This is a genomic window from Klebsiella sp. 141198, assembly GCF_050600785.1.
GTDB lineage: Bacteria > Pseudomonadota > Gammaproteobacteria > Enterobacterales > Enterobacteriaceae > Klebsiella > Klebsiella aerogenes.
The window spans coordinates 218,586-245,361 of record NZ_JAQIRM010000002.1; the positions used below are offsets into that span (position 1 = coordinate 218,586).

27 protein-coding genes are annotated in these 26,776 nt (G+C 53.3%); 12 read left to right on the top strand and 15 right to left on the bottom strand.

What is annotated here, in order from left to right; all coding sequences use genetic code 11:
* Positions 1-62 precede the first annotated feature (62 nt).
* On the top strand, positions 63-509 hold the full coding sequence (locus PGR10_RS06415) for a DUF441 domain-containing protein (protein ID WP_045393296.1): 447 nt from the start codon (positions 63-65) through the stop codon (positions 507-509).
* Here PGR10_RS06415 and PGR10_RS06420 read toward each other — a convergent pair.
* Positions 493-1,287, bottom strand: a complete 795-nt coding sequence (locus tag PGR10_RS06420) for an AraC family transcriptional regulator (RefSeq protein ID WP_162750167.1) — start codon at positions 1,285-1,287, stop codon at positions 493-495. The two genes, PGR10_RS06415 and PGR10_RS06420, sit on opposite strands and share 17 nt — an antisense overlap.
* Positions 1,288-1,384: 97 nt before the next feature.
* Between PGR10_RS06420 and PGR10_RS06425 the strand changes: the two genes are divergently transcribed.
* Positions 1,385-2,566, top strand: a complete 1,182-nt coding sequence (locus PGR10_RS06425) for a CynX/NimT family MFS transporter (RefSeq protein WP_087859318.1) — start codon at positions 1,385-1,387, stop codon at positions 2,564-2,566.
* 33 nt (positions 2,567-2,599) lie between these two features.
* Here PGR10_RS06425 and PGR10_RS06430 read toward each other — a convergent pair whose 3' ends face one another.
* A complete protein-coding gene (locus tag PGR10_RS06430) occupies positions 2,600-3,292 on the bottom strand; it encodes a CTP synthase C-terminal region-related (seleno)protein (protein WP_430923196.1) in 693 nt (230 codons plus the stop codon).
* A 140-nt stretch (positions 3,293-3,432) separates the two neighbouring features.
* On the opposite strand from PGR10_RS06430, the gene PGR10_RS06435 reads away from it, so the two are divergent.
* The gene (locus tag PGR10_RS06435) at positions 3,433-3,780 is read left to right on the top strand and encodes a DUF488 domain-containing protein (protein ID WP_087859627.1); all 348 of its coding nucleotides are present in this window, start codon (positions 3,433-3,435) and stop codon (positions 3,778-3,780) included.
* A gap of 10 nt (positions 3,781-3,790) precedes the next feature.
* Here the strand turns inward: PGR10_RS06435 and PGR10_RS06440 are convergent, their stop codons facing one another.
* Positions 3,791-4,039 (bottom strand): putative hemolysin, encoded by a 249-nt coding sequence (locus tag PGR10_RS06440; protein ID WP_015366135.1) that lies wholly within the window; start codon positions 4,037-4,039, stop codon positions 3,791-3,793.
* Between the two features lie 292 nt (positions 4,040-4,331).
* On the opposite strand from PGR10_RS06440, the gene PGR10_RS06445 reads away from it, so the two are divergent.
* The 4 genes from PGR10_RS06445 to PGR10_RS06460 all read left to right on the top strand — a co-directional run bounded on the left by PGR10_RS06445 (position 4,332) and on the right by PGR10_RS06460 (position 5,833).
* Positions 4,332-5,354, top strand: coding sequence for a sensor domain-containing diguanylate cyclase (locus PGR10_RS06445; RefSeq protein ID WP_430923197.1), 1,023 nt, complete (start codon positions 4,332-4,334; stop codon positions 5,352-5,354).
* Between the two features lie 47 nt (positions 5,355-5,401).
* Positions 5,402-5,506, top strand: coding sequence for a YoaK family small membrane protein (locus PGR10_RS06450; RefSeq protein WP_045374857.1), 105 nt, complete (start codon positions 5,402-5,404; stop codon positions 5,504-5,506).
* Positions 5,503-5,577, top strand: coding sequence for a protein YoaJ (gene yoaJ, locus PGR10_RS06455; protein ID WP_100279139.1), 75 nt, complete (start codon positions 5,503-5,505; stop codon positions 5,575-5,577). Before PGR10_RS06450 ends, yoaJ begins: the two co-directional genes overlap by 4 nt.
* A gap of 133 nt (positions 5,578-5,710) precedes the next feature.
* On the top strand, positions 5,711-5,833 hold the full coding sequence (locus PGR10_RS06460) for a hypothetical protein (RefSeq protein WP_015366133.1): 123 nt from the start codon (positions 5,711-5,713) through the stop codon (positions 5,831-5,833).
* Between the two features lie 46 nt (positions 5,834-5,879).
* On the opposite strand, the gene PGR10_RS06465 is transcribed toward PGR10_RS06460, so the two are convergent.
* The 3 genes from PGR10_RS06465 to lpxP form a co-directional block, all read right to left on the bottom strand.
* Complete coding sequence (locus PGR10_RS06465) at positions 5,880-6,143, bottom strand: DUF2534 family protein (RefSeq protein ID WP_015366132.1); 264 nt, start codon at positions 6,141-6,143, stop codon at positions 5,880-5,882.
* A 114-nt stretch (positions 6,144-6,257) separates the two neighbouring features.
* The gene (gene leuE, locus PGR10_RS06470; protein WP_087859315.1) at positions 6,258-6,896 is read right to left on the bottom strand and encodes a leucine efflux protein LeuE; all 639 of its coding nucleotides are present in this window, start codon (positions 6,894-6,896) and stop codon (positions 6,258-6,260) included.
* A 91-nt stretch (positions 6,897-6,987) separates the two neighbouring features.
* Positions 6,988-7,902 carry a kdo(2)-lipid IV(A) palmitoleoyltransferase gene (gene lpxP / locus PGR10_RS06475; protein ID WP_087859314.1) on the bottom strand — a complete coding sequence of 305 codons (915 nt, stop codon included), beginning with the start codon at positions 7,900-7,902 and terminating at the stop codon, positions 6,988-6,990.
* A gap of 925 nt (positions 7,903-8,827) precedes the next feature.
* On the opposite strand from lpxP, the gene PGR10_RS06480 reads away from it, so the two are divergent.
* Both PGR10_RS06480 and PGR10_RS06485 read left to right on the top strand, forming a co-directional pair.
* Positions 8,828-10,015: an HD-GYP domain-containing protein gene (locus tag PGR10_RS06480; protein ID WP_087859313.1), complete on the top strand. Its 1,188-nt coding sequence runs from the start codon at positions 8,828-8,830 to the stop codon at positions 10,013-10,015.
* A 74-nt stretch (positions 10,016-10,089) separates the two neighbouring features.
* Complete coding sequence (locus tag PGR10_RS06485) at positions 10,090-11,874, top strand: diguanylate cyclase (protein ID WP_113373625.1); 1,785 nt, start codon at positions 10,090-10,092, stop codon at positions 11,872-11,874.
* 43 nt (positions 11,875-11,917) lie between these two features.
* Here PGR10_RS06485 and PGR10_RS06490 read toward each other — a convergent pair whose 3' ends face one another.
* Together PGR10_RS06490 and PGR10_RS06495 are read right to left on the bottom strand one after the other, a co-directional pair.
* The gene (locus PGR10_RS06490; protein ID WP_015705797.1) at positions 11,918-12,346 is read right to left on the bottom strand and encodes a glycine zipper 2TM domain-containing protein; all 429 of its coding nucleotides are present in this window, start codon (positions 12,344-12,346) and stop codon (positions 11,918-11,920) included.
* Between the two features lie 76 nt (positions 12,347-12,422).
* A complete protein-coding gene (locus PGR10_RS06495) occupies positions 12,423-12,833 on the bottom strand; it encodes a Spy/CpxP family protein refolding chaperone (RefSeq protein ID WP_430923198.1) in 411 nt (136 codons plus the stop codon).
* A gap of 215 nt (positions 12,834-13,048) precedes the next feature.
* Here PGR10_RS06495 and PGR10_RS06500 point away from each other — a divergent pair, with 215 nt between their 5' ends.
* A complete protein-coding gene (locus PGR10_RS06500; RefSeq protein WP_113373624.1) occupies positions 13,049-14,077 on the top strand; it encodes a diguanylate cyclase domain-containing protein in 1,029 nt (342 codons plus the stop codon).
* A 343-nt stretch (positions 14,078-14,420) separates the two neighbouring features.
* Here the strand turns inward: PGR10_RS06500 and PGR10_RS06505 are convergent, their stop codons facing one another.
* From PGR10_RS06505 to PGR10_RS06530, 6 genes are all read right to left on the bottom strand, one after another.
* Positions 14,421-14,846 carry a tetratricopeptide repeat protein gene (locus PGR10_RS06505; protein WP_045397978.1) on the bottom strand — a complete coding sequence of 142 codons (426 nt, stop codon included), beginning with the start codon at positions 14,844-14,846 and terminating at the stop codon, positions 14,421-14,423.
* 227 nt (positions 14,847-15,073) lie between these two features.
* Complete coding sequence (locus PGR10_RS06510; RefSeq protein WP_430923200.1) at positions 15,074-15,595, bottom strand: SMI1/KNR4 family protein; 522 nt, start codon at positions 15,593-15,595, stop codon at positions 15,074-15,076.
* Positions 15,596-15,611: 16 nt separating this feature from the next.
* A complete protein-coding gene (locus PGR10_RS06515) occupies positions 15,612-19,712 on the bottom strand; it encodes an RHS repeat-associated core domain-containing protein (RefSeq protein WP_430923202.1) in 4,101 nt (1,366 codons plus the stop codon).
* A 10-nt stretch (positions 19,713-19,722) separates the two neighbouring features.
* Positions 19,723-19,851 (bottom strand): hypothetical protein, encoded by a 129-nt coding sequence (locus PGR10_RS06520; RefSeq protein WP_080961905.1) that lies wholly within the window; start codon positions 19,849-19,851, stop codon positions 19,723-19,725.
* Positions 19,848-21,401, bottom strand: a complete 1,554-nt coding sequence (locus PGR10_RS06525) for a hypothetical protein (protein WP_430923203.1) — start codon at positions 21,399-21,401, stop codon at positions 19,848-19,850. The genes PGR10_RS06520 and PGR10_RS06525 overlap by 4 nt, the downstream gene beginning before the upstream one ends.
* A 12-nt stretch (positions 21,402-21,413) precedes the next feature.
* Positions 21,414-23,630 (bottom strand): type VI secretion system Vgr family protein, encoded by a 2,217-nt coding sequence (locus tag PGR10_RS06530; RefSeq protein WP_430923204.1) that lies wholly within the window; start codon positions 23,628-23,630, stop codon positions 21,414-21,416.
* A gap of 656 nt (positions 23,631-24,286) precedes the next feature.
* On the opposite strand from PGR10_RS06530, the gene PGR10_RS06535 reads away from it, so the two are divergent.
* Both PGR10_RS06535 and PGR10_RS06540 read left to right on the top strand, forming a co-directional pair.
* On the top strand, positions 24,287-24,706 hold the full coding sequence (locus tag PGR10_RS06535) for a translesion error-prone DNA polymerase V autoproteolytic subunit (protein WP_015705808.1): 420 nt from the start codon (positions 24,287-24,289) through the stop codon (positions 24,704-24,706).
* 2 nt (positions 24,707-24,708) lie between these two features.
* Entirely contained in the window at positions 24,709-25,974 is a 1,266-nt protein-coding gene (locus PGR10_RS06540; RefSeq protein WP_430923418.1) for a Y-family DNA polymerase, read from the top strand.
* A 62-nt stretch (positions 25,975-26,036) separates the two neighbouring features.
* On the opposite strand, the gene PGR10_RS06545 is transcribed toward PGR10_RS06540, so the two are convergent.
* Positions 26,037-26,774: a hypothetical protein gene (locus tag PGR10_RS06545; protein WP_430923205.1), complete on the bottom strand. Its 738-nt coding sequence runs from the start codon at positions 26,772-26,774 to the stop codon at positions 26,037-26,039.
* Positions 26,775-26,776: the final 2 nt, after the last annotated feature.

The window sequence follows — 26,776 nt, forward strand, 5'->3', positions numbered from 1 at the left end:
TATTCACGCGATTATGCGTAGAGTAAGCAGGTTTCTTTTTTATTTTGGCAAGGACCTCTGGAATGTTCGATACAACCCTGTTTATCTTGCTGGGGCTGGCGGCGCTCGGCTTTATCAGTCATAACACCACGGTCGCTATCTCAATACTGGTGCTCATCATCGTGCGGGTGACGCCGCTTAATGTTTTCTTTCCCTGGATTGAAAAGCAGGGGCTGACCATCGGTATCATCATTTTGACCATCGGCGTGATGGCTCCCATCGCCAGCGGAACGCTACCGCCCTCAACGCTGATCCACTCTTTTGTGAACTGGAAGTCACTGCTGGCGATTGCCGTGGGCGTGTTCGTCTCGTGGCTCGGCGGACGTGGCGTCGCGCTAATGGGTTCGCAGCCTCAGCTGGTCGCCGGGCTGCTGGTGGGTACCGTACTGGGCGTTGCGCTGTTTCGCGGTGTCCCGGTCGGGCCGCTTATCGCCGCCGGCATTATTTCGCTTTTTATCGGAAAGGCTTAGATAAACTGGCGTGGTAGCGGCCAGGCGTTTGCCCTAATCCTTTTTTAAACATGGTGATAAAGGCGGTTGTTGAATCATAACCGAGCGTCTGGGCGGTTTGCTGTACCGTCTGTCCGCGCACCAGCATCTGCAGCGCCAGGATCAGCTGCAGCTGGTGCCGCCAGCGGCGAAAGCTAAGCCCGGTCTCCCGCACCACCAGCCGTGCCAGATTGCGTTCGCTCATGGCGAACGCCGCCGCCCACTGCGAGAGCGTCTGCCAGTGCGCCGGATCGCGGGCCATGGTGTCGGCCATCCGGCGGATCTTCGGATGTCCTGAAACCGGCAGCTGCAGATGTTCCTGCGGTTGTTGCGGTAGCTCATCAAATAATACCTGCACCAGGCGCTGCGTAGGCGACGTGTCAAGCGCCTCCCTGCCGCGTTCGGCAAGGGTCATAATCAACTCTCGCACCAGCGGTGAGATTTTTAACGTGCAGCAATGCTCAGGCATCGGCGCCGCCCCCGGTTCAATGAACAAAAAGCACACCTGCGCTCCTGGCGTTGCGCGATTGCTGTGCGGGAGTTGACCCGGTACCCATACCGCATACAGCGGCGGCACCATCCACATGGCGTTATCCACTTCGCAGGTTAAAGCGCCGTGCAACGCGAGGATCAGCTGACCTTTGCGGTGCTGATGACGCGGAATAAACTGCTCGTCGTCCACCACCTGAATGCGAAACGCCAGCGCCGCTTCATGGCCGCTATCTGGTTCATAGCCGTCTAAACCCAGTCCAATCATCAAATTGTCCGATATTAGCGATAATCTGTCATTTTAGCTTGATTCAAACAGCCGTTAAACAGGCTATTGTTACGACCCTGTTTATTAGTCTGAGAATGTTATGAGTCCTGTTTCTTCCTCTGCCAACGGCAACAAACTGCTGCTGATTGTCGGAATTTTATTTATCGCCGCCACGCTACGGGTAACTTTCACCGGTATCGCCCCACTGCTGGATGCGATACGCGCTGAATACCAACTGACGACGGCGCAAACCGGGCTGCTCACGACCCTGCCGCTGCTGGCCTTCGGGCTGGTCTCTCCGCTGGCGGCCGGCGTCGCCCGCCGTTTCGGCATTGAGCGTAGCCTGCTGCTGGCGATGGTGATTATTTGCCTCGGGATCGGATTACGTTCCCTCCCCTCAGCAGCCTGGCTATATATCGGTACAGCGCTCATTGGCTGCGGCATCGCGCTGGGTAACGTGCTGTTGCCAGGATTAATTAAGCGTGATTTTTCCGGCCATGTCGCCCGGATGACCGGCGCCTACTCCATTACCATGGGCGCGGCGGCGGCGGCAGGTTCCGCGATGGTGGTGCCGCTGGCGCTGGCGGGGTTTGGCTGGCGCGGCGCGCTGCTGCTACTGATGGTTTTCCCACTGCTGGCGCTATTACTCTGGCTGCCGCAGGCCCGTCGTCAGGCTTCCACGCCGATGACCGGATCGGGCGCTGCGCACAATCGGGGGATCTGGCGTTCGGCGCTGGCCTGGCAGGTCACGCTGTTCCTTGGGATTAATTCACTGGTCTATTACGTTATCGTTGGTTGGCTGCCCGCAATCCTGCAGAGTATGGGCTATAGCGAAGCGCAGGCTGGCTCGCTACATGGCCTGCTGCAGCTGGCAACCGCCGCGCCGGGCCTGGCCATCCCGCTGGTACTCCACAGGCTAAAAGATCAGCGCGGCATCGCCGTTCTGGTAGCCTTAATGTGCGTGGTAAGCACGCTGGGATTGTGGTTACTGCCCGGTCAGGCGGTGATCTGGACATTGATTTTTGGCTTCGGATCCGGCGCTACCATGATCCTTGGCCTGACGTTTATTGGTCTACGCGCCAGCTCAGCGCATCAGGCCGCGGCGCTTTCCGGCATGGCGCAGACTATTGGTTATCTGCTGGCTGCCTGCGGACCGCCGCTCATCGGTAAAATCCATGATGCTTACGGCGACTGGCATATACCGTTAATCATCGTCGCACTCATCGCAGTGGTCATGGCGCTGTTCGGCGCCCTTGCCGGCAGGGCGCGGGAAATTCATTAATCACAAGAGTCGGCAGCCAGGGCTGCCGATTTTTTATTGCCGGGCCGCGTGCAGGAAAGCCTGTACCAGCGGCGCCGGACGCCCTTCCAGCGCGTTGCGCTCGTGCTGGAACAGCGTGGCGACGAAGAACGGATGGGTTGTTAACTCCACGGCGCGGATCTCGCCGTTCTCATCCCAACCGGTCACCCGCAGCGCGCCCTGCTCCAGTTCATGGGCAAAGCTTTCGGCAATACCGTAGTTACAATGATATCCCTCTTCAATGCTGTCCCGGCCATAAGCGCGGGCGATCAGCGTGTTCGCGCGCAGTTCGATAGCATCTGATTTTTCCACCAGCGAACAGCTTAATGGCGCAATGACCATTCGCCCTTCGCTATCGGTTTCGGCGTGCGCCGCATCCTGCCATCCCATAACATTACGGGCATATTCGATAATCGCGTGCTGGAAACCGCCGCAGGTGCCGAGGAACGGAATGCTATTTTCGCGGGCGTAGCGAATGGCGATGAATGCGCCATCGGCGTTTTTATACGGGCTGGCGGGAACCACCCAGATGGCGTCATAATCGGTGAGCTGGTCTGCGCGGACAATCTCGCTGGTGGCTAACCAGTCATAGCTCACCGGTTGTTCCAGGACCGCGGCAGCATCATCAATAGCCAGCGGAATAGCCTTATGGGCAATCACGTCAGGGTTGTAATCGCCAACAAGGGCAATGCGCAAAGGGGTGTTCATAGCAGGATCCTTATGTCTGAGGATTATCGGGCAACACAAGGAACCTCAGATTAGCGATATCATTCGCGGAACACAATGGTTATTTAGCGGCGCGCTGCACGGGCTTGCCGCCAGAATGACATAACGACGGGAGAATAATGATGATTCAATGTAAACGCGTTTATGACCCTACAGAGGCCAGCGACGGTTACCGCGTGCTGGTCGATCGCCTGTGGCCACGGGGGATAAAAAAAGAGGATTTGCATTATGACGAATGGTGTAAAAGCCTGACGCCTTCCAGCGATTTACGCAAGGCTCTGCACGGAGAAGCGATTGACTTCTCTCACTTCCGCCAGCAGTACCGCGAAGAACTGGAAACCCATCGCGATGAAGGTCTACGGCTCGCCAAATTGGCCAACCAGCAGCCATTAACCCTGCTCTATGCGGCAAAAGATACGCAACAAAATCATGCGCTGGTGCTGGCGGAGTGGCTGAAGAGCTTAATTTAGCGGCGGCGAATTATTTCTTCGCCGGATGATCGCGCCGCCACAGTTCCCATTCATCAAGCGTTTCGCCACTGGGAAGTTTACAGTCGGTGCGTACGCCCTGAGGCGTCTGGACCGGAACCTGCTTACCGCCCTTCTGGTCGCAATAGACGGCGGCCGGATTGGCCATACCGATCGAATTTGGCGGCGGCGGCGCATCAGGCTGTTGTGACTGAGCGCAGCCCGCTAGCATCAGCGGCAACATCATTACTATCCACTTCATAATTACTCCTGTTTTATTCAAAGCGACCTTTCGCCCTGAATCTCCACGGTTTCTCCATTTTAACTACACTTTTGCCCTTTAGAGTAGCGCTCGTTCTCGAATTGACCAGAGAACAGATCATTCCATAATCAATGAGTTTTGCCCCATCGCCCCCGATGGGGCTTTTTTTTACCGTCGCGATAGCAGATATCCCCCTGCTAAATGTGATACATTCGTTATAAATTTGTTTGTTATTAGCTGTTCGCTGCGCCAGCTCGCAGTACTGCGCTAACCTCCGGGGGCCGTTTCATTCATGTCAGACTTCATTCTTGCCCGCGTCTCACAGACGCTTGCTACCGAACGAACGCTCGAAACGTTGGTGCGACAACTGCTGGAAATGCTGGAGCTGGTGACTCGTATGGAGTCCACCTATCTGACACGGATTGATTTAGAAGCGCAGCGCCAGTTAGTCATGTATGCCCACAACAGCAGCGAAATGCAGATCCCGGAAGGCTTTTCCGTTCCCTGGGACGAGTCGCTCTGCAAACGCGCAATCGATGATAACTGTATATTTTGCAACGAGGTTGGCCAACGCTGGCGCTCCTGCACCGCCGCGCAGGAACTCGGGATCGCCACGTTCTTTAGTATTCCTGTCCATCTTGCCGATGGTTCGTTATATGGTACGTTGTGCGCCACCAGCCGCGTCAAGCAGCCCTATAATCTTGAAGGCGAGCAGGTAATGATCCTGTTCGCCAGCCTGATCTCCCATTACGTGGAGAAAGAGACGCTGGTTCAGCAGCTGCGCAGCGCGAATGCGGCGCTGGAGATGCACTCCTATACCGATGAGCTGACCGGTCTGGCTAACCGCCGCGCGTTGTTTAAACATCTTAAAACGCTGTTTACTCAAGCTCGCGCCCAGCAGCGCAGGCTCCTGCTTATTTTTATCGACCTCGACGATTTTAAAGCGATTAACGATAAACTGGGCCACCCCTGCGGCGACAGTTTTCTCATCCAGATAGGTGAACGATTAAGTGTCAACGTACGTAACGAAGATACCGTTGGCCGCCTCGGCGGCGATGAATTTTTAATCATCGGCCCGGCGCTTGAATCATCTGAGCAGGAGGCATTTATTGCCCACCTGCGCCAGCAGCTTACCGGGCGTTACCGTCTGGCCGGACACGGTATAGAATACCCTGGCGCCAGCTTTGGAGTGATCGAAGTCGATCCGCAAAATATGGACGTTGAGCAGGCGCTGCGCGCAGCGGATGAAGCCATGTATCACGATAAAAACTCACGCCGCAAGCTGACCATTTTCGATATTGACCAGAAAGCATAACTTTCCAGTATGATAGATAACATAACGTTAAGAGACAGGAACTAAGCATGAAATTGGGTATTCTTTTTCCGGTGGTGATTTTCATCGTCGCCGTGGTCTTTCTGGGCTGGTTTTTTGTTGGCGGCTATGCGGCGCCAGGGGGGGCATCATGAAAAAGACGACCATCATTATGATTATCGTCGCCATCGTGGTGGTTGCCGGCACCGAATTGGGCTGGTGGTAATCTCAATTTTTCCCGCCGCCCCGCTATTGCAGAGTTGTCTTATCTACTCAATAAGTTAGGACGATACACTCATTTCATCAGCCGCTTCGCTGTATTTATGCAGCAAAGCGGGCATTAACTGGAGAAGTGAGTAATGAAAAAACCGATGGTGTTACCGTTGATTATTGCGCTGTGCACGCTGTTATCGGGATGTATCGTAGATGATGGTTACCATCATCGGCACCACCACCATCATCATCATGATCGAGGATGGTGACAGACGGGATCACGCAAAAGGCGAACTAGTGTTCGCCTTGTTGCTTTTAGTCCTGACGGTCAGAACCTAAAAACAGAAAGCCCAGCGGGATAGCAAATAATACGGTGAACACGGTACTGTAAACCATCACCATCGCGCCTTGCAGGAAGAACATCGAGGTTGTCCACTCCGAGTACGGCATATTGTACTCGCTCACCACGCCACCGAACGTTGCGCGGCCCACGACGGCAAGCGCAATAGCAAATACCGTCGCCATCGACAACAGAAACTTCTTGCCGTTTTTATTACTGAGGATTTTTTGCAGAATCATCCGGGTTCCCTTCTCTGTGAGCGATAATCGGCTGTATATGTAACACCAATGCAATAAAAATTGAAGGGTTTTTGTTACAACACAGCGATTATCGCTGGCAAACCGATTCCGGGATCAGGACTGCAGCGTCGCAAGGCGTGCGGCAAAGCCAACAAAGACCAGGCCGATCAGGCTGTTGCCCAATTTCGCCAGTTTCTTTTTGGTTTTCACATAGCGCGTAACAAACGAGCCAGACAGGATAAGGAAGCTCATGTAGACAAAGCTAATGATCTCCAGCGTCAGCGCCAGGATAAAGAACGCGACGCCCGGCGATGTCGCATTAACGTCAATGAACTGGACGAAAAAAGAGACATAGAAAAGGATCGCTTTCGGGTTGGTCAGGCTCAGGGTTAACGAGCGTTTGAGGATCGCGCTCCCCGGCTCAGCATCGGCGGCATCATGCCCCTCGCGCTGTTTAAATACCGAGTAGAGCATTTTAGCGCCCAGCCAAAGCAGATAAATCGCGCCGAGATAGCGCACAATATTAAACAGCACCGGCGTCGTTTTGATAAGCGTCGCAACGCCAGCAAATGCCAGGAACATCAGAACCGCGTCGCCGATAAACACGCCGGCGGCGGCAAGGTATCCTTTCTTAACGCCGTGCGCGATACCGGTTTTCAGTACAAAAAAGGTATTGGGACCAGGTACGAGAATGATAAAAATAGCCCCGACCAGGTAGGTCAGATAATTCAAAACACCAAACTCAGCGAACACGCTGCACTCCTTCGCTTTCAACAAAAAGTATGATCCGGCTCACGTTAACGCAACTGCGGTCATTTTGAAAGCGTGGAGCGCAACTGTGGTACTAATATACCGAAGTTTCGCCAAGCGGGCGGGTTTTGAACCGGCGATGCACCCACAGGTACTGCTCCGGCGCACGCAGAATTTCGCGTTCAATGACCTTGTTGATATAGCTGGCGGCAATCTGTTTATCTTCACCGGGATAATCATTCATAACTTCACTGATATGCAGGCTGTAGCCTTTACGATCCAGCTTGCGCACCATACTGATACTCAGCATTTTCGAACCGGAGAGGCGCGACAACACCCAAGTACCATTAGTCGTCGCCGCCTGTGGTACCGAGAAGAACGGCGCAAAAACGCTGCCCTTCGGGCCGTAATCCTGATCCGGCGCAAACCACACCGCCTCACCGGATTTCAACGCATGTACCAGCCCGGAGAGATTACGACGGTCGATCATCGCTTTATTCGAGCGCAGACGAGCGCGAGTCTGCACCCACTCCATAAGCGGGCTATTGTGCGGGCGATACGTCGCCATCATCGGACGACACAAGCCCATTGCGCGGCCACCCAGCTCCAGTGACATAAAGTGAATGCCAACAACCATCACGCCTTTATCGGCGCTAAGCGCAGCGTTCAGATTAGCGATGCCTTCGACGTCAAACCATTTTTTAACGCGTTCATCGCTCCAGAACCACGCCATACCCGTTTCGATAAGCCCCATGCCGAGGGACATAAAGTTCTCTTCCAGCAGCTTTTCGCGGGCAGCGCTGGACATTTCCGGGAAGCATAGCTCAATGTTACGCCGGGCGATGTGTTCCCGACGTTTCAGAAAGCGACGCGATAGCCGCCCTGCGCTGGTGCCGAGCGTATGTAACACGGGATAAGGGAGTTGGACGATTAACCAAAGAATGGCCAGGCCAAACCAGGTCACCCAATAACGGGGAAGCAATAGATGTTTTTTAAAGGCGCAAGACATGGTTTTTCCTGTAAACATTAAAATATAGGGTAACGCTTAAGGAAAAAACGAGTCCCTTCATCCGTCATTAGGCGATACAGCAAGTCAGACAATAGTAATCCTGGTAAATTCACGGCAGCAAGAAAAAATTACACTTAACGCTAAAATACATAATAGATTCACAGGTGTTACAAATTGTAAAGCAGAATTGAGGTCCGTTCATTCATATTCACACTGATAATCATTTTCGCGCTAATGATTTTTTCTGATATAGGAATGGACTTAAACTGCCATCTGGCGATTTTACAAGCGTTGATTCACGCAGGCCGCTACTGACGCTGCCTCCCAGCGCATCAAGCCCCGAACAGTAACGACCAAAAAACATACATACCTCAAATGCGTTCAATACAAACAATCACTGTAGATAATAATATTCACATACCGCGCTGGCCGATTAAAATGTTAGTAATTAATAAATATAAATAAGAACAGGATTATTTATGCTTACTGATAAATGCTGACAAAAGTATAGCGTTGCAGCTAGTAGTCACGTTCGCAGGAATATCGACCTCATCCCCTCTTGATTACTCTTCGATGCACTCCAGGCAATAATGCGGCATTGCCGATGCCATCTCACAAAATTGAGACTGACAAAACATTATCGCGGATTTGGGCATTGTCCAGTCCGCGTTTACCGTCTCCTGAAAGGTGATGTAAAAGCCATCACTCCTCACCGCAACTAGATATGAATCAAACTGTGAAGTGATTCATCATGTGATTACCAGAATGAAAGCGACTATGTGAGCTAAAATGAATTGTTTACGGAGCGTGGATGAAGCCTCAGATATGCGTCGCTTCACTCGCGCCGCGTCCGGGAGGCGTTTGAGCGCACTTTCGGATGCCACAGGATTAACGGCAACAGCGGATTGCATGGACGGAGAAAAAAATGCGTATTGCCTTAAAGTCGGCTTTAATGCTGATCACGCGCGTCATTAATGCCATCAACCCGAGGCTGGATCTGCATTTACAGCGCACGGCGCTGATAAGCTACAAATTATCACTGGCGTTGGATCTTCCAGCTCCCCAGCAAAAAACCGTCTTTCTGGCCGCGCTGCTGCATGATATCGGCGTACTTGGCGATAAGCGGCGCATTGACTCACTGAATGCGATAGATAATCTTTATGACCCACACCAAATCCGCGGCGTACAGATGCTTGCCGGCCTGGATACTTTTACTCTTATCAGCCCCATTATTGGCGATCACCACTTTAGCCCTACTCGCAAAGGTAATCTGGAGCAGCATATCGTCTATTTTGCGGACTGCTTTGAACGGCTCCTTCCTACGCAAGGCGTCGTTGCCCCGGACCAACAAAAAGCGCTCATCGCCCGCTTTGTCGATGACTATCGCGATATCGATCCGCCACTGTGCGATACCCTGTGTGAACTGGCGCAACACCCTACCTTCTGGCGCCATATGCAAGCAGAACATATTCAGCGGCTGCTGGAAATTGTGGGACCGATTAATGACGTATTTATTGACATCGATGGTCTGAAAGATATTTGTTTGCTGATCGCGAAAATTGTCGATACTTACAGTAGTTTCACCGCCAGCCACAGCATTATGGTTGGCGAAATTTCTTATGCCCTCGCCGTCTATATGAATTTACCGCCGCTGGTATGCCGCAAAATTGAAATTGCCGGCTATTTGCATGATATCGGCAAAATATATATTCCACTGGCGATCCTCGAAAAACAGGCTGAACTTAGCGATGACGAAGCGCTATTGATCCGCGAACATAGCTATATGACCGGTGAAATATTACGAGATTTCACCGATCTGGCGGAAATCATCGATTGGGCCGCTAATCACCATGAAAAACTCGATGGCAGCGGCTATCCACTTCATTTAAATCATCGTTATTTACACCTTCCAGACAGAATTATCGCCGTTGCGGATATCTTTACCGCGCTCGTTGAGGATCGCCCGTATCGGCTCGGAATGCCGTATCAAGAGGCATTACATCTTATCGAAGCTGATGTTATAAATGGCGCTCTGGATAACGATGTGTATCTTGTTTTGCGCCAGCATGCCCAGGCGCTACATCACCTCGTCACCCGCATACCGCGCCTTTGAATCTTCTGATTGGCGGCGTGGTTCTATAATAAAAATACGAATCGCTCATTCATCTGCCTGCAAGGAAATACTCGGTGAGAATCGCCACCATGACTAACTGGGCCTACGGGATCACCGTAGGGCTGACCATTGCATCCGGTATTGCGATGCTAATGGCTTCCGGCGCCGATCGCGCTGAACGCCAGGCAGTACAACAACGGGATACGTTCGTTCGTCTTGCCGATGAGATAGAAAGCGACGCGTGGGAGCTTTCAGACCTCGCGCGACTGTACGTCATCGAAAAACAACCAGAGACGCTGCAACAGTATCGTCAGCAGATCCAAACTCTCAAATCAATTGAAAATCGGTTGCTTAAACTAAAAGACATTGGCGCCAGCCAGCAGGAGCTGGCGCTGTTGCGCGACGGTCTGCGTATTGCCGATGAATTACAAGATGAACAGCAGACCGCCATCGATCGCGTCGCTCGCGGCGAAGAGAAAGAGGCTATTTTGCAGGTTTACGGTAAGCCTTATGAGCAGGAGTTGGAGCGTGTGCAAACGCAAATCGATCATTTCCGCCTGCTGCTGGAAGGCCGAACGAACAACGCCATGCAGCAGGCGACTGAAAAATCGCGCCTCTGGCGGACGCTTTCGGAAGCGATGGTTGGCCTGACCGCCTTGATGTTTTTATTTGTTCTCGGCTTTATTCTCAAACGCCGGGTGCTCACCCCTGTGGTACGACTCAGCGATGTGGTACAACGTCTGGCATCGCAGGATTATGCCGTCGAACCACCGCACTTCAAACAGATCGATGAAATTGGCGATATGGCGCAGGCGATCCGCATCTTTCGCGAAAATGGCCTTGCCCGCCAGCGCCTTGAACAACAACGCGATGCCGACTGGGCCGTTCGTGAACTGCTGGCGCGCATGACTCAACGCTTGCAGGGATGTGAGTCATTTGAGGATGTGGTGAAGGTCGCTGAACTTTTCGCCCCCAATATCGCGCCTGACGTTCCTGGCCGGCTGTATATTCTGGATACCGATCCCTGGCAGATGCGCTGCGTCGCGCAGTGGCTTTCGCCACCTGACGAGGAGGCCGTGTTTTATCCCGATAACTGCTGGGCAGTACGCCGAGGCCTCAGCCATCCGCCGGTTAACGGCGAACCGGACATCGCCTGCTATCATCTGCCGCAAGAATGCAACGAGCAATCATTATGCGTTCCACTGATCGCGCAGGGTGAAGCCATTGGCCTGCTCTCTTTCCGTAATGTCACCAGTGAGACAGCCCCTTCCCGCGCCTATCTTGAACTCATGGCGGAAGCGCTGGGTCTGGCGTTGTCCAATCAGCGTCTGCGCAACGCTCTGCTGGAAAAAGCGTTGTTTGATTCTCTGACCGGGTTGCGAAACCGCCATCATCTTGAGGAAGCGCTGCATACGCAGATGAATCTCGCGGTACGCAACAACAGCCCGCTGAGCTGCCTGATGATTGATATCGATCACTTTAAGGCGGTTAACGATAATTACGGCCATGAGGCGGGCGATCTGGTGATTAAAAACGTCGCGGCGATCATCCAGCGCGCGGTTCGCGATATTGGCATGGCATTCCGCTATGGCGGCGAAGAGTTTTTGGTGCTGCTTTCCGGCAGCGATGAGGCCAGAGCGGAAACCTGCGCGACTGAAATCTACAACAACGTGAGAAATATGACCTTACGCTGCGGGCTGACGGATATAGGCCAGGTGAATGTCTCTATTGGTATCGCCAGCTATCCGCAACACGCACAAAGCGACAGCCTGCTACGTGCCGCAGATGCCGCGTTGTATCGGGCGAAAGAGCTGGGACGCTCGCGAATTATCCGCTTTGATATGCTGAAATCGGCATAACATGTCACCCCAAACGGGAGTGTATCGGCTCCCGCTTGGCGCATTACACCGATTTGTCCACCCGGGTATCATTTCCCGACGTCAGGATGCGCACCTTATCTCCCTTATTGAAGATAAGCCGACCGTCGTAACCCTGTAGCACCTGTATCACCTGACCGCTACTGGTTTTGATTAACAGTTCGACCTGCTGAGCGCCCTGCTGCCGATCCTGGTGATAGCGAGAGGCGCCAGCACCGGCCAGAGCGCCTGCGGCGGTCATCGCCGTCTGCCCTTTGCCGTTGCCGAACTGATGGCCGACCACGCCGCCCAGCGTTCCTGCCGCCAGCGTGCGAAGCGGCTGGCGCTGATGCGGAGTGCTAATAATATGGCTTTCCTGTACGACGCCATAATCAACCAACGTTTTAGTCCCGGCGACGCCAGCCTGGCTAAACAACGCGGCCATTCCCAGCGCAATAAAGAGAAACTTCTTCATGATGACACCCTTGTCTTTTCATTGCGGAAAGTCAACTATCAATGCTCCGCCGGGCTGCGGAGCATTAGGACATCGCTTAGTTGAGTGCCTGCTGCAGATCTTTTTTTACCTGCTCGCGCTGTTCAGCCGTCAGCACCTGATTAATGCCGAAGTAATATTTCACGCGGTAATAACGCGTCTGCTGATCCAATTGCGCAAAAGCGGCTAGCTGCTGTTTTACTTTCGCATCGTCCCATTTACCGGACTGAATTACGTCAACCAGCGCGCCATCCTGGTAACCACCAATTTTGATATTTTTGAGGTTTGTTTCCAGCTCCTGACGCAGGGCCTGAATTTTGCTGACCTGATCGTTGCTCAGCTTGAGATGTTGCACCACCGGGTCCTGGGATAACGGCGGCACTTCGGCTGTCGTCGCGGCCTGAGCGGCGACGGAAAGACCCGCAGCCATCACTACGGCGGCCAGGGTGTTACGCAAGAAAGTATTCACGATAAATTGTCCTTAATACGCTTTATAAAGAGTGCGGATTATTACCTCCGAAATATGATCCATCTGTAACTAAGCGTTAAATTTAAATCTGGACAAATTTACAATAGATTTTATTTAATAGATAAAATAGCTGAGATGTCAGCAGCCGATCTTTTTTTAACTACACTTATTGTTAAATTGGCTGAATATTCTCTTCGACCCATCAGGAACGCCTTATGCCACCACGTAGCGCCAGCGATCTGTACGCCGAAATGAAAAATATGTCCGTAGAGGAGCGTATTCGCTTTTTCTCGCTTTCGCTTGCGGAAATGCATCGTGAGCTGCAGGAAAGCATCAGCGAGATTGAGTCGATGCAGCGAGCGCTGGCCGAAAGCGAGGAGAACCATCGGCAGCTGGTTGAAACCGCACAAGATGCGGTGATTACCATCAATCATGTCGGCGTGGTGATTAACTGGAACCAGGCTGCGGAAAGAATGTTCGGCTGGTCCGCAGGGGAGGCAATCGGCAACAACCTGGGCGAGATGATCGTGCCGGAAGAGTTTCGCGAGCAGCACGCACGTGGTTTAATGCGCTTTCAGGCGGCTCAGCCGTCGAATATTCTTAATCGAACTATTGAAATTACCGCCCTGCATCGTACTAAAGGCAAGTTCCCTATCGAGCTGTCGATCTGGCCGCATCAACAATCAGGCAAGCAGATTTTCTCCGCGTTTATTCGCGATATCACCGACCGTAAACAGCGGGAGCAGGTGGTCTGGTTGCACGCCAACTTCGACGCGCTGACCGGATTGCCAAACCGCAGGCTGTTGGTTAATCGCCTGGAGCTGGCGATTACGCAGGCCATCGCCAATGAGACAGAGGTAGCGCTGCTCTTTATCGATCTCGACCGCTTTAAGCCGGTGAATGACGTTTACGGCCACGCCGTGGGTGACGAACTGCTGCGGCTAGTGGCGTTCCGTCTACAAAGCGTTTTACGAGAAGGTGATACGGTGGCCCGCCTCGGCGGCGATGAGTTTATCGCCCTGCTCCCCGGTTTAAAGGCAAACGATCCGCTCCCCCGACAAACGGCGGAAAAAATCAGCAATGCGTTGACTCAGTCATTTTTGATCCACGAGCATGTTATTACGATTTCCGGCAGCATCGGCATTGCGCTTTTCCCTCACGATGCCGCAGATGCCGATACATTGCTGAACAGTGCGGATAAAGCGATGTACAGTAGTAAGAAGGGGACGCCGCGAGAGAGGTAAGTAAGGTATTCAGCCGTTTCAGCGTCAAAATACTGGCCCTGAAAACGCAGCGGATTGCTGATACGATCGGCGTAGACCTCCCCTTTTTCTCCCCATACGCCCGTCTTCTCAGACCACACTATCTCGCCCTGCAATGGCGTCAGGCGGTGCAGCCGGCTGCCAGTATCAAAAATACCCTGTGCCGCCGGCTGGAATCTTTTTTCCCGACATTATTCCATTTGCTAAAAGGGCTTTCGCATTGCAAAAACCACCAGTAGCGTGGATTTTTATCATTTAAAGAAATAGTTCTTACTCTCGCTAAAAAATAAACTCTCTCATTTTCGATTAATTTATAAAATTTCCACTATGCCCTTTTATTTAAAAAAAACTCAAGGTACTTCTTAGGTCTGCCTTTAAATGCTCTCTCTTTTCCATAGCTATAAGCATCGTTAAAATATTTGTAAGCTTCATCAAATTGTTCTAGCTCATAACAAACCATACCCAGATCGATCGATGGCGCTGTATCTATCTCCGCCCCTCTCGTTTGCAACGTCATTTCGCCCCATTTTTTTGCCTCATTGTAATCACCAAGGTCAAAATAAGCGCTGAATATATTTGCGGAAATCCAGTTAGCAACTTGCCATTCTGGTTTTGGTTCAGGCAAAATACTCCAGGCTTTTTCATATTGCTCTAACGCCTGTGCATATTTTTTGTCATCATGCAACTCATTTCCTTTTTCAACAAAGGAGTTAACTTTGGATTCAATTCTTGGATTTTCGAGTTCTTTCATAGAGCAATACTCCTTTACTGGAAATACTGATATTTTTCTTCTGGACCAATAAAATTTCCAGAATGTTTATATCTGTCAGGAAGCAAGACTCCCTAAATCTTATGATCCCATTTATTAATTTTTAATACTTGACATTATAGATGTGCAATCCAATTTATTATTAAACCCTGCATGATAATTAACCATGCAGGGTATTAAAGAAGTACATCCTTAAATTAAGAGTATCATTACAATCCCGTAGATAACTTCATTCCTTTATTGACTGTTAGATTCTTTATACTTCCAAAAAAATCTGAAAAGGTTTTATTTATAAGATAAAGATGATTTAAATCATCATCATCACTAATATCATAGCTTTGTTTATTATCCTCAGCATGTAGGCAAGTCCGGTCCCAGTAATAAACTCCGGCCAAATTATTTTTAGTTATCAGGACATAGCCATTGTCACTTGGATCCATGCCAATTATTAGTGCACCATCAATAAACGATATTTCATCTAGTAACTCTTCATTAATTTCAACTATATCAAAATTACTATTACTAGTCTTATAACCAAGAAGCACATCGAATGAAATAAAATCATTATCAACTTTGTCGAATGGTAGATCGCAATAGTCAGGTGCCACGATTCTATATCCATTGTATTTTTTTAAAAAATCTTTGTAATCATCAGGAAAAGCAACAGAGAAATGTCCCTCCAGATAACTAATATCTTGTTTATCAATACTTAATCCAGTCAAAATAGGCATTCTATAACTCCTGATATTATTGACAGTTGCTTTTTATTTTAGATACACCGCCTCTATGGGTGAACCGGCGATGAATATTTTTGGGCACTTCCTGCATTGTGATGCCATTTTGATGATGATGCCACGTATTAAGATCATAATTCGCCTGGCCTTTTGGCGCTAATGCATCTGCTTTACCAAAATCTCCTCCAGGTGACTTACTATGATCTCCCCTTAAGTCTGGAACATTAACACTCTGCCTTTCATATGGTGTAAAATCTGGAAACCCTTCTGGATAGCGAACAACATTGCCAGCACTATCTTGGTATACCCAAACTTTGCTTTCAACTTCTTGCCAAACCGTTCCCCCTTTATTAAGCCACTTGCTTATATCAGGTGAGTTTAACGGTTTTCCAGTCAGCCCCCACGGATCCACCCATCCCAGCGGGTTCGGCGCATACTGATAAACATTCAGCCCGCCGGCTAATCCAATCGGATCCTGGCTAATAAATCCCGCAATTTCAGGATCATAGTAACGATGTCGATTATAGTGCAGCCCCGTTTCAGCGTCAAAATACTGGCCCTGGAAACGCAGCGGGTTGCTGATACGATCGGCGTAGACCTCCCCTTTTTCTCCCCATACGCCCGTCTTCTCTGACCAGACTATCTCGCCCTGTAATGACGTCAGGCGGACCGGCGCGCCGTTCGGATCACAATGATAGTGCCAGCTCTCCTTCCTGCCCGCTTCCTGCGTCAGCAGCGCCAGCGGCTGAAAACTTCCCGGATAGTACACGTACTCGCGCATACTGCTGAACAGCGTTTCCTGCGCTTTCTGCCGCTGCAGCCGGCTGCCGGTATCAAAAATGCTCTGTGCCGCCAGCGGTTCGCGGGTGATAGTGACCGTTTCCCCCGCCAGCGCGTCGCCCTGCCAGTAGAACCAGCGCGTCTCTTCCGCCGTCTGCTTGAACACCCGGCGCCCCAGCCCGTCATAGCCGTAACGCACCAGCCGCTCGCCCTTGCGCACCGCCACCAGCTGGCGGTTATCGTCCCAGCTGAAATCCTCTTTCTCGCCGTTATGCCGGACATCGCGCCGCTGTCGCAGCTCGCCCGCGCGATCGAATACATAACGCACCCCGCGCTGCTGCCCCTCGCGGAACCAGCCCCCGGCGCTCTCATTCACCGCCCGGGTCTGCGTCTGCAGGTGGCTGCCCGCCGCATCCTGCACAAACTGCCGCAGCGTACCGTCCGGCGCGGTATGGGCCGTCAAGCGCCCCACCGGATCGTAAGCGTAACGATCGCTGCCCCACAGGCTGTCATCGCGCCGGGTCAGGTTACCCAACCGATCCCAGCTGAAACCGCTGGCGAACAGCGGTAAATCATTCTGCAACACCTGCTGCGATGTCAGCTGGCCGAGCCGGTCGTAGGTGAAATGACGCGTCACCTCCGCCGACAGCTGCTCGCTGACCCGCCGCCCGGCCTCATCGTAACCCAGCACGATCGGCGCATCGTCATTCAGCTGGATCTGGCTCAGCCGGTCATACTCATCCATGGCGTAACGCACCTGATGACCGCTGTCGCTGCGCCGGGAGACCAGCAGGCCGCGCTCGTTATAGCCAAAATGCAGCTGAAAACCGTCCTGCTCCTCCAGCAGCACCCGCCCGGCGTCATCATAGCGCCACGCCAGCCGCCGCCACGGATTCTCACACAGCACCATCCGCCCACAGGGATCGTAATGATACTTCGCCTGCAGGGTATCGCCGCTGCGCCGCTCGCTTAGCCGCCCGCCGCGGTCGTAACCGTAGCGCACCTGCCGCCCCAGCGGATCCTCACGGCTGATCAGCCGGTTGCCTTTATCCCAGCCATAACGGGTTACCTGTCCCCAGTAATCGGTCTCCGCGGCGATGCGCCCCAGCGCGTCGCGGTCCAGCTGCCAGCGCTGACCGTTCTGGTTGATCACCGCCAGCAGGCGATCTTCCAGGTCGTACTGATAGCCAAGCGTCGCGCCATCCGGCGTCTCGCAGGCTGCCAGCATTCCTGTGCGGTTATAACGAAAACGGGTTATCTGGCCGGCTTCATCGGTGAAGTGAAGCGGTGAATCTTCCCGGTCGTAAGCGACGCGAATTTCGCCGCCCTGCGGATTGACCATCGCCACCAGCCGATCCTTGCTGTCCCAGTGGAAACGGCTGCTGCCGCCGCTGGCGTCAATACGCTCCAGCAGGGTGCCGCGCACGGAATGCCGCAGTTGAGTGGTTCCCGCGCCGGCCTGGCTCAGCGCCTGCAAAAAACCAAACCGATCATAACGATAGCGACTCTGCCCGGAACCCGGCACGTCCGCCGCGCTCAGCTGCCCGTACTCATCATACTGATAGCGCGAGGTGACGCCGGTAGGGTCCGTTCCCGCCAGCAGGTTGCCGCGTTCGTCATAGTCCGAACGCCAGCAGGCGCCTTTCTCATCAATCAGCGCCAGCACATCGCCGTCTTCATTGTAGGCCGCCTGAATCTGGCTACCGTCCGGCAGATGTTCGGCGATCATTCGCCCCTGTTCATCATACTCCCAACGACGCGTGCTGCCGTCCGGCTCAATGAGTTCGACGGTGCGGCCAAAATCATCGTAGTGGAAGACGGTATTGCCGCCGGTCGGATCGATCTCCGAAACCGGCAGACCGTTATCATCAAAGCTGACAGACGTTACATGGCCGTTGGAATCGGTGATTTCCACTTCGTTGAGCAAGTCGTGCCAGGCGAAATGGTAATCCCATACGCCGCCGTCGCCCCAGGCGTGAACCACCCGCCACTCGTCATTGAACTGGTAGTGGAAGCCCTGGCCGTTACGGTCGACATGGCTGGTCATATGGCGCTGTTGATAGTAGAAGCGCCGCGGATGCGAAAGCGCATCGATCTCCGCGCTCAACTGATTATCGCTATCGTATTCATAGCGGGTCAGCGGCGTGATTTCGTCATCCAGCGCGTTGCGCAGGCGTAGCGCCCGCAGGCGGCCATCCTGCCAGGTGACGAGGATCTCCCTGCCGCTCATGCCGCGCGTGCTGAACTCGCGAATACGCTCAAGCTCGCGCCCCTGCCAGTCGAACTGCCAGCCGTTACCGTTACGGTCCGCCAGCCGGTAAATCGCCAGCGGCCCGCGCTTACCGCGAAACTGCAACCGCGCGCTCCCTTCCTGCTCAACATGCCAGAAGCATTCGCCATTGCGGGTTTCCCGCCACAGGCGGCTGCCGTCCGGCAGGCCGACAATACCCTGCTCGCGGCCGTCGGACTGCGGCAGCGCCGCAAACAGCGTCATCCCTTCCGGCTGAGTCAGCACCGCGACGCCTTCATCGGCCAGTATTTCAAGGCGGGTGTCCGCTGGGGTTGACCAGCCGTAACCGCACAGCCCTTCTTCATCGAGATCCGCCGACGAGTAGCTTCGCGTCCACGCCAGCGGCAGGCGGCCGGGTAACAGAAAATCCTCATGCTCCAGGCTCACGCTACCGTCGCGGATATCAACCGGTTCGGCGCGTAGCACCCGGCATTTCAGGACGCCGGGATCCATGTTGCGAAACAGCTTCTGGCGCAGCTTTTTAAACCGCCGCATAAACAGCCGCCACTGCGGCGTTTTTTTAACTTTCTTCAACCCCTTGCCCAACCCGCTTAACCCGGCGCGCATCAGCAGCGCCATCAGGTTGATGGTTGGCGGCCCGCCGACAATGACGTTGTTGGGAATGGCGAGATTAAACGTCAGCGGCAGCGTTAGCGAGAGCGGCTTTGGTTTACTCAGCCGCTTCAGGCGGAAGGGCGGCACCATTCCGAGGATGTTACAGCTCAGTACCGGCATGCCGATGCGGGAAAACGGCTCGCCGTCGACGGCGACGGTTTTACTGCCCATAAACAGCTCGTCTTCCATCTGCGGGCCGCCAGGCGCGCGCAGCGGCGGCACCCACACCCCGCCGACCGGGATATGTACCGCAATACCGCCGGTCCCCGCGCTGGCGCGTTTGATGCTGTTGACGTGCACGGTAGTCCCCAGCAGCGGCAGATAATCAAACACGTCGAAAACGATGCCAATATGCGGCGTCGGCAGCGGCCAGGGATAAGTATGGATATCCAGGCCAAGCTGCGGGTCGAAGTGAGCGCCGGAATGCATCAGACGCGCCTCAGAACATGGCGCGCAGCAGCGCGCGCAGGAAGGTACGCACTTCGGTGGCGAAACCGCCGTCCGAGAAGCTTAAAAACAGGATTGCCAGCAGCGTCACGGCAACAATAATAATAATCCGGGTCTTCATAGCGGGTTGCTCCCTGCAGTTTCAGTGGATGATGCATCGGTATTTCCCCAGGCTGGCAGGCTTTGCCATTCACCCGGCGGGGCATCAAAGGGGTGGGCGATCTCCGGCAGGCCGTTCCAGTGCGGATGCAGCGTCTCCCGCGCCAGGCGGATCACGCGGCGAAAGCTGTCATCGCCGCCGCGGATCAGTTTTTCCCGCGCTTCGCGGATCAGCGCGAACGCGGCTTCCAGCTGTAGCTGTAACTGTCGGTCCACGCGTTTTACCTGTTCGACGACGGGTTCCCACGGCAAGCGGTCTTCCGCCTGCTGGATTAAGCGCTGTTTTTCGCTTTGCCAGCGCGTCGCGCAGGCCTCAAGCGCTTCGGTCCGCCGTTTATCATGGATGCGCAGCAGATCCTGAAATGCCAGCGGCAGCGTAGTCTGGGCGCGCTCCTGGCGTGGGATCGGCTCCGCCGCCTGGATAGCGTGGGCATACTCCTCCATCGCTTTTGCCCGGTGCCCGGCGAGGTTGAGACAAAAACCGGACATCCGCCAGCCTTCCACGGCAAATACCGGGTGTGGAATGGTTTGCGCTTCGCCCGCCGCCCGGCGATAGCCTTTCGCCGCCTGGAGATACTCTTTTCGTGCGAACCAGGCGCCAGCCTCGCCAAAAGTGCTTTGGGTACGCAATTGCCCTTTAAGCGCCGGGTCGGCAATTTCGCCGCTGATGTTTTGCGCCTGGCGGTAGTGATCGACGGCCCGTTGATGATCGTTACCTTTCAGCCAACCGCCGGCGATCAGGTTATGCATCATCGCCTGCTGCTCGGCCCAACCGCAGCGCTGGGCGACGCCGAGCGCCATGCCGCCGCGCGCGGCCACCTGCGCGGCGCTGCCTTTTTCCAGCAGCAGCATGGCGTCAGCCAGATAGCGGCGAAACAGCAAGCGATCGGGATTCGGATCGCTCTGTCCGCGCGCGGTTTGATGCATCACTTTCATACTGTCGACATCATCGGTCAGCAGCCGTACCCTGCGCGGATGCGCCTCATACAGCGGCTGCCAGATCGGTTGCTCAAGGGTGTCGATAAGTAACAGTCTGGCGTTGCACGCCTCCTGCGCCAGCCAGCCGTTCAACCAGCGGTTCAACGCCTTTTCATCGCTGACGGCGGAGGGTTTCAGCACCAACACCAGATAACGTAAATCGTCATGAAATGTCGTCGCAAAATCCTGCAGCATCTGCCGCAACTGCGCCGGGCTATAGGTTGGGAGAAAGCGTTCGGCATCCCATATGGCGGCATCCGGCGTCGCTTCGTAGTGTTCCACAAACTCGCGCCCGAGCGCGTCGCTGTAGCCATAGCCGGTCTCAAACGGCGTGGTTAGCCCCAGCAACAGATCCGGCAGCGAGCGCCCTTCAGGGTGCTGCTGCAGCGCGATAAAACCATCAAGCAGCGACTCGCCGCCGGCAGGCACCCGCCAGATAAATAAGCGGATCTGCTCCGCCTGCTCGCTGGCGTCCAGCCAGCTAAGCTCAAGCTCGCTCATTACTTTTTCGGTCGGATTCTTCGCCGCGTTCATTCCCTTTTCCTGTCAGGCATTGAGCTCAATCTTCTTACCATTCACCATCACGCCGGCGGCGTTAATGGTGATCGTCGAGCCGCCAGCGGTAATCTCCACGCTGCCGTTGCTTATCAGAATGCCGCTTTCGCCCACGTTGATATGTACGGTATCGGTAGCGCTGTCGGTTACGCTCCCTTGCGTAAAGCGGGTATCACCGCCGGTGATGCTCAGGGTACGCCCGGCGCCGATCGTCACCTCTTGCTTACTGGTGATGGTCTGCGTTTGCTTACCGGTCACGGAAATATCGTGATTGCCGGTCACTCCCAGCGTCTGATTGCCGGTGACCTGCACGTTACGATTTTGCTGGACGCTGACGCTTTCGTTACCCTGTACCTGACGGGTGCGATCCTGTACGACCGTCAGTGACTGCTTGCCTTCGACGGTCGCGGTATGGTCGCTTTTCACCGTGGTGGTATGGTTGCCGCTGATGGTTTCATCGCGGTTCTGCTCAACGCTTAGGGTCTCATTCCCCTTCACGCTTTCGGTACGGTTCTGCTCAACGGTGGTGGTTTCATTACCATTGATGGTTTTGCTGCGATCTTTGCCGACGGTAACGCTTTCATTGCCATCCACCGTGCGGGTGCGGTTCTGTTTGATATGGCTGGTTTCGTCTTTGCCGACGGTTTTGGTGCGGTTATTGCCGACATCATGGGTCTCGTCGTTTTCGACTTCAGTATCCATGTTGCGCTCAGCGTGCAGCCAGAGCTGCTCTTCGCCGGGTTTATCTTCAAAACGCAGGGCGTTGGCATTGTCCGGCGAACCATCCTTTGAGCGGCTCATAAAGCCCATTTGCGTGGCTGCCGCCGGTAGCGCCCACGGCGGCATACTGGCTTCGTTATAGACGCGGCCAATGACAATCGGCCGGTCCGGCTCGCCGTTAATAAAGTCCACCACCACTTCATCACCGACGCGTGGGATCTGCACCCCGCCGTAACCCTGGCCGGCCCAGGCGCTGGAAACGCGCACCCAACAGGAGCTATTTTCATCGCCCTGGCTTTCGCGGTCCCAGTGGAATTTCACCTTAATCCGGCCATATTTATCGGTCCAGATCGATTCTCCTTTCGGCCCTACCACGCGGGCGGTTTGCGGCCCGTAGGTGCGCGGCCAGTCGGTCCTTGACGCGGGGACAAATGGCGTCGCGGCGGGAATAACGGTGAATGCGATGCGGTGCTGCGCGGTATTTCCGCCGCCGGAGGCATACTGATTCTCTTCAATATCATAGCGGGCGCCCACCACCAGCCATTTAGCGTTATCTGCCATATTGGGCGCATGCGTCAGGGTAAACGTGTGTCCCGGGACGATACCGGTCGCGGTGGCGATACCCTGAGTTTGCTGCTGTTCGGCCTGCCAGGACTGCTGACGAATACGGGCGTAGGCTTCGCCGTCGCCGTGCTCCATAAAGCGCCCCGGCCAGTCGTAAACGTCGATTTTGCCCGGTGTCGGCGAGACCGGATTCTGCAGCGTTTGCAGCATCCAGGCGTGGGGCTTGCGAAAATCATAGTCATCGGTGCTGTAAAGCCCCGGCGTGACGACGTGGCTCGCCATCAGCTGGCTGATGCCCTCTTCGCCGACCGCGCCGCCGCCCGGCTGCGCATGCCAGGGAATAGTTTCATAACCGGGGAAGGATTCAGCCTGCTGATAGTCATCCATCAGCACCAGGGTATGGCCGTCTTTATCGTGGCGGAACAGATAGCTAATACCTTCCAGCTCCAGCAAACGGCTGATGAAATGGAAGCTGCTTTCCGCGTACTGTACACAATAATCCCACTGCCGGTAGCTACGCGTAAGTTTGTCCTCAAACTTAACGTTATGCTCGCTAAACAGTTTGGCCACGATATCCGGCACCCGCTGCTGCTGGAAAATACGGAAGTTGCGGTCGCGCATCATCGGCCAGAAATCGGGTTCCAGCGTGGTCTGATAGACGGCGTAGCGCGTCTCGCCAAGATCTTCGGCGCGCACGGTTACGGCGGTGATTTTGCCGGAAAGATAACGCTCCTGTCCCCATTGGCCGGGAACCGCCACCGTCATGTTTTTGCCGAGCATGGCCTGACGGTCGATAGCAAAATCCTGGCTGAGTAAATCGACCTGAAAGTGGAAAGGTTCGGACAGTTTCTCCTGCCCGCTGAATTTCCAGAATAATAACGAGGAGCTGTCGACAGATGACAGGATCGATATCCGATTAACCATATGGATTCCTTTATGGTGCAGGCAGCCGCGGGGCTAATTCCTTAAGATTGATAAATTATCCTGAATATTTATCAGAAGTCATCTCTCTGCCCGAGATTTCACCCAGGAATACTCTTAATTATTCAACTCTGTGCTTTTGTTCATCTTTATACCGTCATTATTAGTAGTGGAGCTTTCTTAACAGGCGTTAATTACTGGTTTGACTTATTAGAAACGGTAATGAGGTAAGTCTGAAAATAGTCTCCTGGCGCGAAGAAATATGTTTAAACCGGCCCGGACGCTTTAAAATAACCACGGCTGCGAACTGCCATCACAGCCATTTGCTCACCGGCCTGCTCTTGCATACGGTCGGCCGGTGAGCAATCCCTGCGCGTTAATCGCTCAGACATCCCCTGCCTCGTTAATATCAGATTCTTTACCTCAGTCATATTCAGATTGTTTTTACATAAAATCGTCACGCTATTTTCGCCAGCTAAACGGCGCAGTCGCTAATATTAGCGATGAGGTAATCTATTGTTTATCAATCGGCTTCAGGCATAACCCCCCCCCCCGCCTGCGGGCGCTGGCGCAGGTTTTGATAAGGTACGACCCTCTTGATCTCTGCCATCGATCTACAATACTGTATATACATACAGTAAAGATAATCGGTGATCATCATGCAGTTTTTCACACTAACCGAGCTACGCCAGATCGTGGCATTACCTCTGTTCAGCGACCTTGTTCCCTGCGGTTTTCCTAGCCCCGCGCAGGATTATGTTGAACGGCGTATCGACCTGAATGAACTGCTGATTCAGCATCCAGGCGCCACCTACTTTGTGAAATCAAGCGGTGACTCAATGATTGGCGCTGGCATTGGCGATGGTGATTTACTGGTGGTGGATAGCTCCCGCAAGGCCGTCCATGGCAGCATCGTTATTGCCGCGGTGGATGGGGAATTCACGGTTAAGCGCCTCCAGTTACATCCTGTTGTCATGCTCAAACCTGATAATCCCGCCTACCAGCCGATTATGCCAGGCAGTGAAGAGTGTCTGGAAATTTTTGGCGTGGTGACCTACATCGTGAAATCGGCGGGCTGATCGTGTTTGCCCTGTGTGATGTGAACTCGTTCTATGCTTCCTGTGAAACCGTCTTTCGCCCGGACTTACGCGGCCGCCCGGTGGTTGTTTTGTCCAATAATGACGGGTGTGTGATTTCACGTTCTGCGGAAGCCAAACCGTTTGTGAAAATGGGTGAACCGTACTTTAAACAAAAAGATATCTTCAGGCATTATGGCGTGGTTTGCTTCAGTAGCAACTATGAACTCTACGCCGATATGTCCAACCGGGTAATGACGACGCTTGAAGAGATGTCGCCTCGCTGCGAAAAATACTCCATTGATGAAGTTTTTTGCGATCTTACCGGCGTGCGTAACTGCCGCGTTCTTACCGAGTTTGGACATGAGCTCAGAGCCACGGTGCGGCAACGCACGCACCTGACGGTGGGCGTCGGAATAGCCCAGACAAAAACGCTGGCTAAACTGGCGAATCATGCGGCAAAACGCTGGCAACAGCAGACAGGAGGCGTGGTTGACCTGTCGAATGCGGAGCGGCAAAGAAAATTAATGGCGGCGCTACCGGTGGAAGAGGTTTGGGGAGTGGGTCGACGCATCGCGAAGAGGCTTGAAACGATGGGGATCCGGACGGTATTGCAGCTGGCTGACACGGATATCCGATTCATCAGAAAACACTTTAATGTCATACTGGAAAGAACCGTCCGTGAATTACGCGGCGAGCCCTGCCTCGAGCTGGAAGAGTTTGTCCCGGTAAAGCAAGAGATTATCTGTTCCCGTTCGTTCGGCCATCGCATCACCGAGTACGAAGAAATGCGCCAGGCCATCTGTAGTTACGCCTCCCGGGCTGCAGAGAAACTTCGTCAGGAACATCAATACTGCCGGTTTATCTCCGTCTTTGTAAAAACGTCGCCCTTCGCGCCTGACGAACGGTATTACGCCAATAATGCCTCGGTGGCCCTGCTTACCCCAACGCAGGACAGCAGGGATATTATCGCCGCCGCGACGCGTTGTCTGGATGCCATCTGGCAAAGTGGTTGCCGGTACCAGAAAGCCGGGGTGATGCTGGGCGATTTTTATAGCCAGGGCGTCGCGCAACTTAATCTGTTTGACGAAAATGCGCCGCGAAAAAATAGCCAAAAACTGATGGAGGTGCTGGACCGCCTGAATGCTGAGGACGGACGTGGAACGCTTTACTTCGCCGGCCAGGGTATCCAGCAACCGTGGCAGATGAAGCGGGAAATGCTCTCCCCGCGATACACTACCCGATATAGCGATCTGCCCACGGTTAAATGATTCCCCGACAGGCCAAACCTTAAATAAAATCAGGTTTGGCCATCATGGCAAAATGTTGTTGTTTATTTTTTCGACCGCGGTTTGTCGATTCTTTTTGCAATCAATGGTTCGTTAGCATAAATTTCATTTAAATTATGTTGTTGATCAAAGCGTAACATTGGGCTTTGCATCACGGTAATCGAACTATTTTCATAAGCATAAGGTAATGGCTGAATCAAATGTGGATTCTGTTTATCATAGATACAGACAGGTCTCCCCCCCAAGAGATCAACAAAAATAACCTTATCAAACATAGAATTAGACTTAGATATTAAGTATTCAGACCATTGTCTCAGCCCATTTTTGAAAATAACATTGTCAGTTCCTATTACTTCACTAAAACAGATAAGCACAACCTCTTTAAACACCCCGGCGCGGACGTAGTCATTGAACTTGCCATTCTTTCTGACAACCCCCTCATATATATAATCAACAGGAATTTTAACATCGACCTTTTTATTTGGGGTTTTACTATCTATCCCATGAATAAAATCATTAATTTGGTTATCGACCTTATCTTTGCCAAATTTATCATCCTTTAAATAGCCAAGATCACCACACTTGTCGCAAGTAGTAATTTCGATTCCTACCCTAAATGGAACTCGTGATTTACAAAATGCCCTGTGCGGTTTTTTAACACAAATTGCAGCATCCGGTCGGTCAATCTGACTTTTATCAATGCTGTATCCACCATAAATTTTATGTAGTAATGGCCGGGAAAGTTCCAGTACATGAACTTCAGTTTCTCTTTTATCCATCATGA

What these genes read in the sequence shown, in the direction of transcription:
- PGR10_RS06430 (WP_430923196.1), bottom strand. Translation starts at nt 3,292, where the DNA reads ATGAACACCCCTTTGCGCATTGCCCTTGTTGGCGATTACAACCCTGAC.
- PGR10_RS06525 (WP_430923203.1), bottom strand. Translation starts at nt 21,401, where the DNA reads ATGAACGCGGCGAAGAATCCGACCGAAAAAGTAATGAGCGAGCTTGAG.
- PGR10_RS06515 (WP_430923202.1), bottom strand. Translation starts at nt 19,712, where the DNA reads ATGCATTCCGGCGCTCACTTCGACCCGCAGCTTGGCCTGGATATCCAT.
- PGR10_RS06440 (WP_015366135.1), bottom strand. Translation starts at nt 4,039, where the DNA reads ATGAAGTGGATAGTAATGATGTTGCCGCTGATGCTAGCGGGCTGCGCT.
- PGR10_RS06535 (WP_015705808.1), top strand. Translation starts at nt 24,287, where the DNA reads ATGCAGTTTTTCACACTAACCGAGCTACGCCAGATCGTGGCATTACCT.
- PGR10_RS06520 (WP_080961905.1), bottom strand. Translation starts at nt 19,851, where the DNA reads ATGAAGACCCGGATTATTATTATTGTTGCCGTGACGCTGCTGGCAATC.
- PGR10_RS06425 (WP_087859318.1), top strand. Translation starts at nt 1,385, where the DNA reads ATGAGTCCTGTTTCTTCCTCTGCCAACGGCAACAAACTGCTGCTGATT.
- PGR10_RS06530 (WP_430923204.1), bottom strand. Translation starts at nt 23,630, where the DNA reads ATGGTTAATCGGATATCGATCCTGTCATCTGTCGACAGCTCCTCGTTA.
- PGR10_RS06445 (WP_430923197.1), top strand. Translation starts at nt 4,332, where the DNA reads ATGTCAGACTTCATTCTTGCCCGCGTCTCACAGACGCTTGCTACCGAA.
- PGR10_RS06450 (WP_045374857.1), top strand. Translation starts at nt 5,402, where the DNA reads ATGAAATTGGGTATTCTTTTTCCGGTGGTGATTTTCATCGTCGCCGTG.
- lpxP (WP_087859314.1), bottom strand. Translation starts at nt 7,902, where the DNA reads ATGTCTTGCGCCTTTAAAAAACATCTATTGCTTCCCCGTTATTGGGTG.
- PGR10_RS06465 (WP_015366132.1), bottom strand. Translation starts at nt 6,143, where the DNA reads ATGATTCTGCAAAAAATCCTCAGTAATAAAAACGGCAAGAAGTTTCTG.
- PGR10_RS06435 (WP_087859627.1), top strand. Translation starts at nt 3,433, where the DNA reads ATGATTCAATGTAAACGCGTTTATGACCCTACAGAGGCCAGCGACGGT.
- PGR10_RS06510 (WP_430923200.1), bottom strand. Translation starts at nt 15,595, where the DNA reads ATGCCTATTTTGACTGGATTAAGTATTGATAAACAAGATATTAGTTAT.
- PGR10_RS06415 (WP_045393296.1), top strand. Translation starts at nt 63, where the DNA reads ATGTTCGATACAACCCTGTTTATCTTGCTGGGGCTGGCGGCGCTCGGC.
- PGR10_RS06490 (WP_015705797.1), bottom strand. Translation starts at nt 12,346, where the DNA reads ATGAAGAAGTTTCTCTTTATTGCGCTGGGAATGGCCGCGTTGTTTAGC.
- PGR10_RS06460 (WP_015366133.1), top strand. Translation starts at nt 5,711, where the DNA reads ATGAAAAAACCGATGGTGTTACCGTTGATTATTGCGCTGTGCACGCTG.
- PGR10_RS06500 (WP_113373624.1), top strand. Translation starts at nt 13,049, where the DNA reads ATGCCACCACGTAGCGCCAGCGATCTGTACGCCGAAATGAAAAATATG.
- PGR10_RS06545 (WP_430923205.1), bottom strand. Translation starts at nt 26,774, where the DNA reads ATGATGGATAAAAGAGAAACTGAAGTTCATGTACTGGAACTTTCCCGG.
- PGR10_RS06505 (WP_045397978.1), bottom strand. Translation starts at nt 14,846, where the DNA reads ATGAAAGAACTCGAAAATCCAAGAATTGAATCCAAAGTTAACTCCTTT.
- PGR10_RS06480 (WP_087859313.1), top strand. Translation starts at nt 8,828, where the DNA reads ATGCGTATTGCCTTAAAGTCGGCTTTAATGCTGATCACGCGCGTCATT.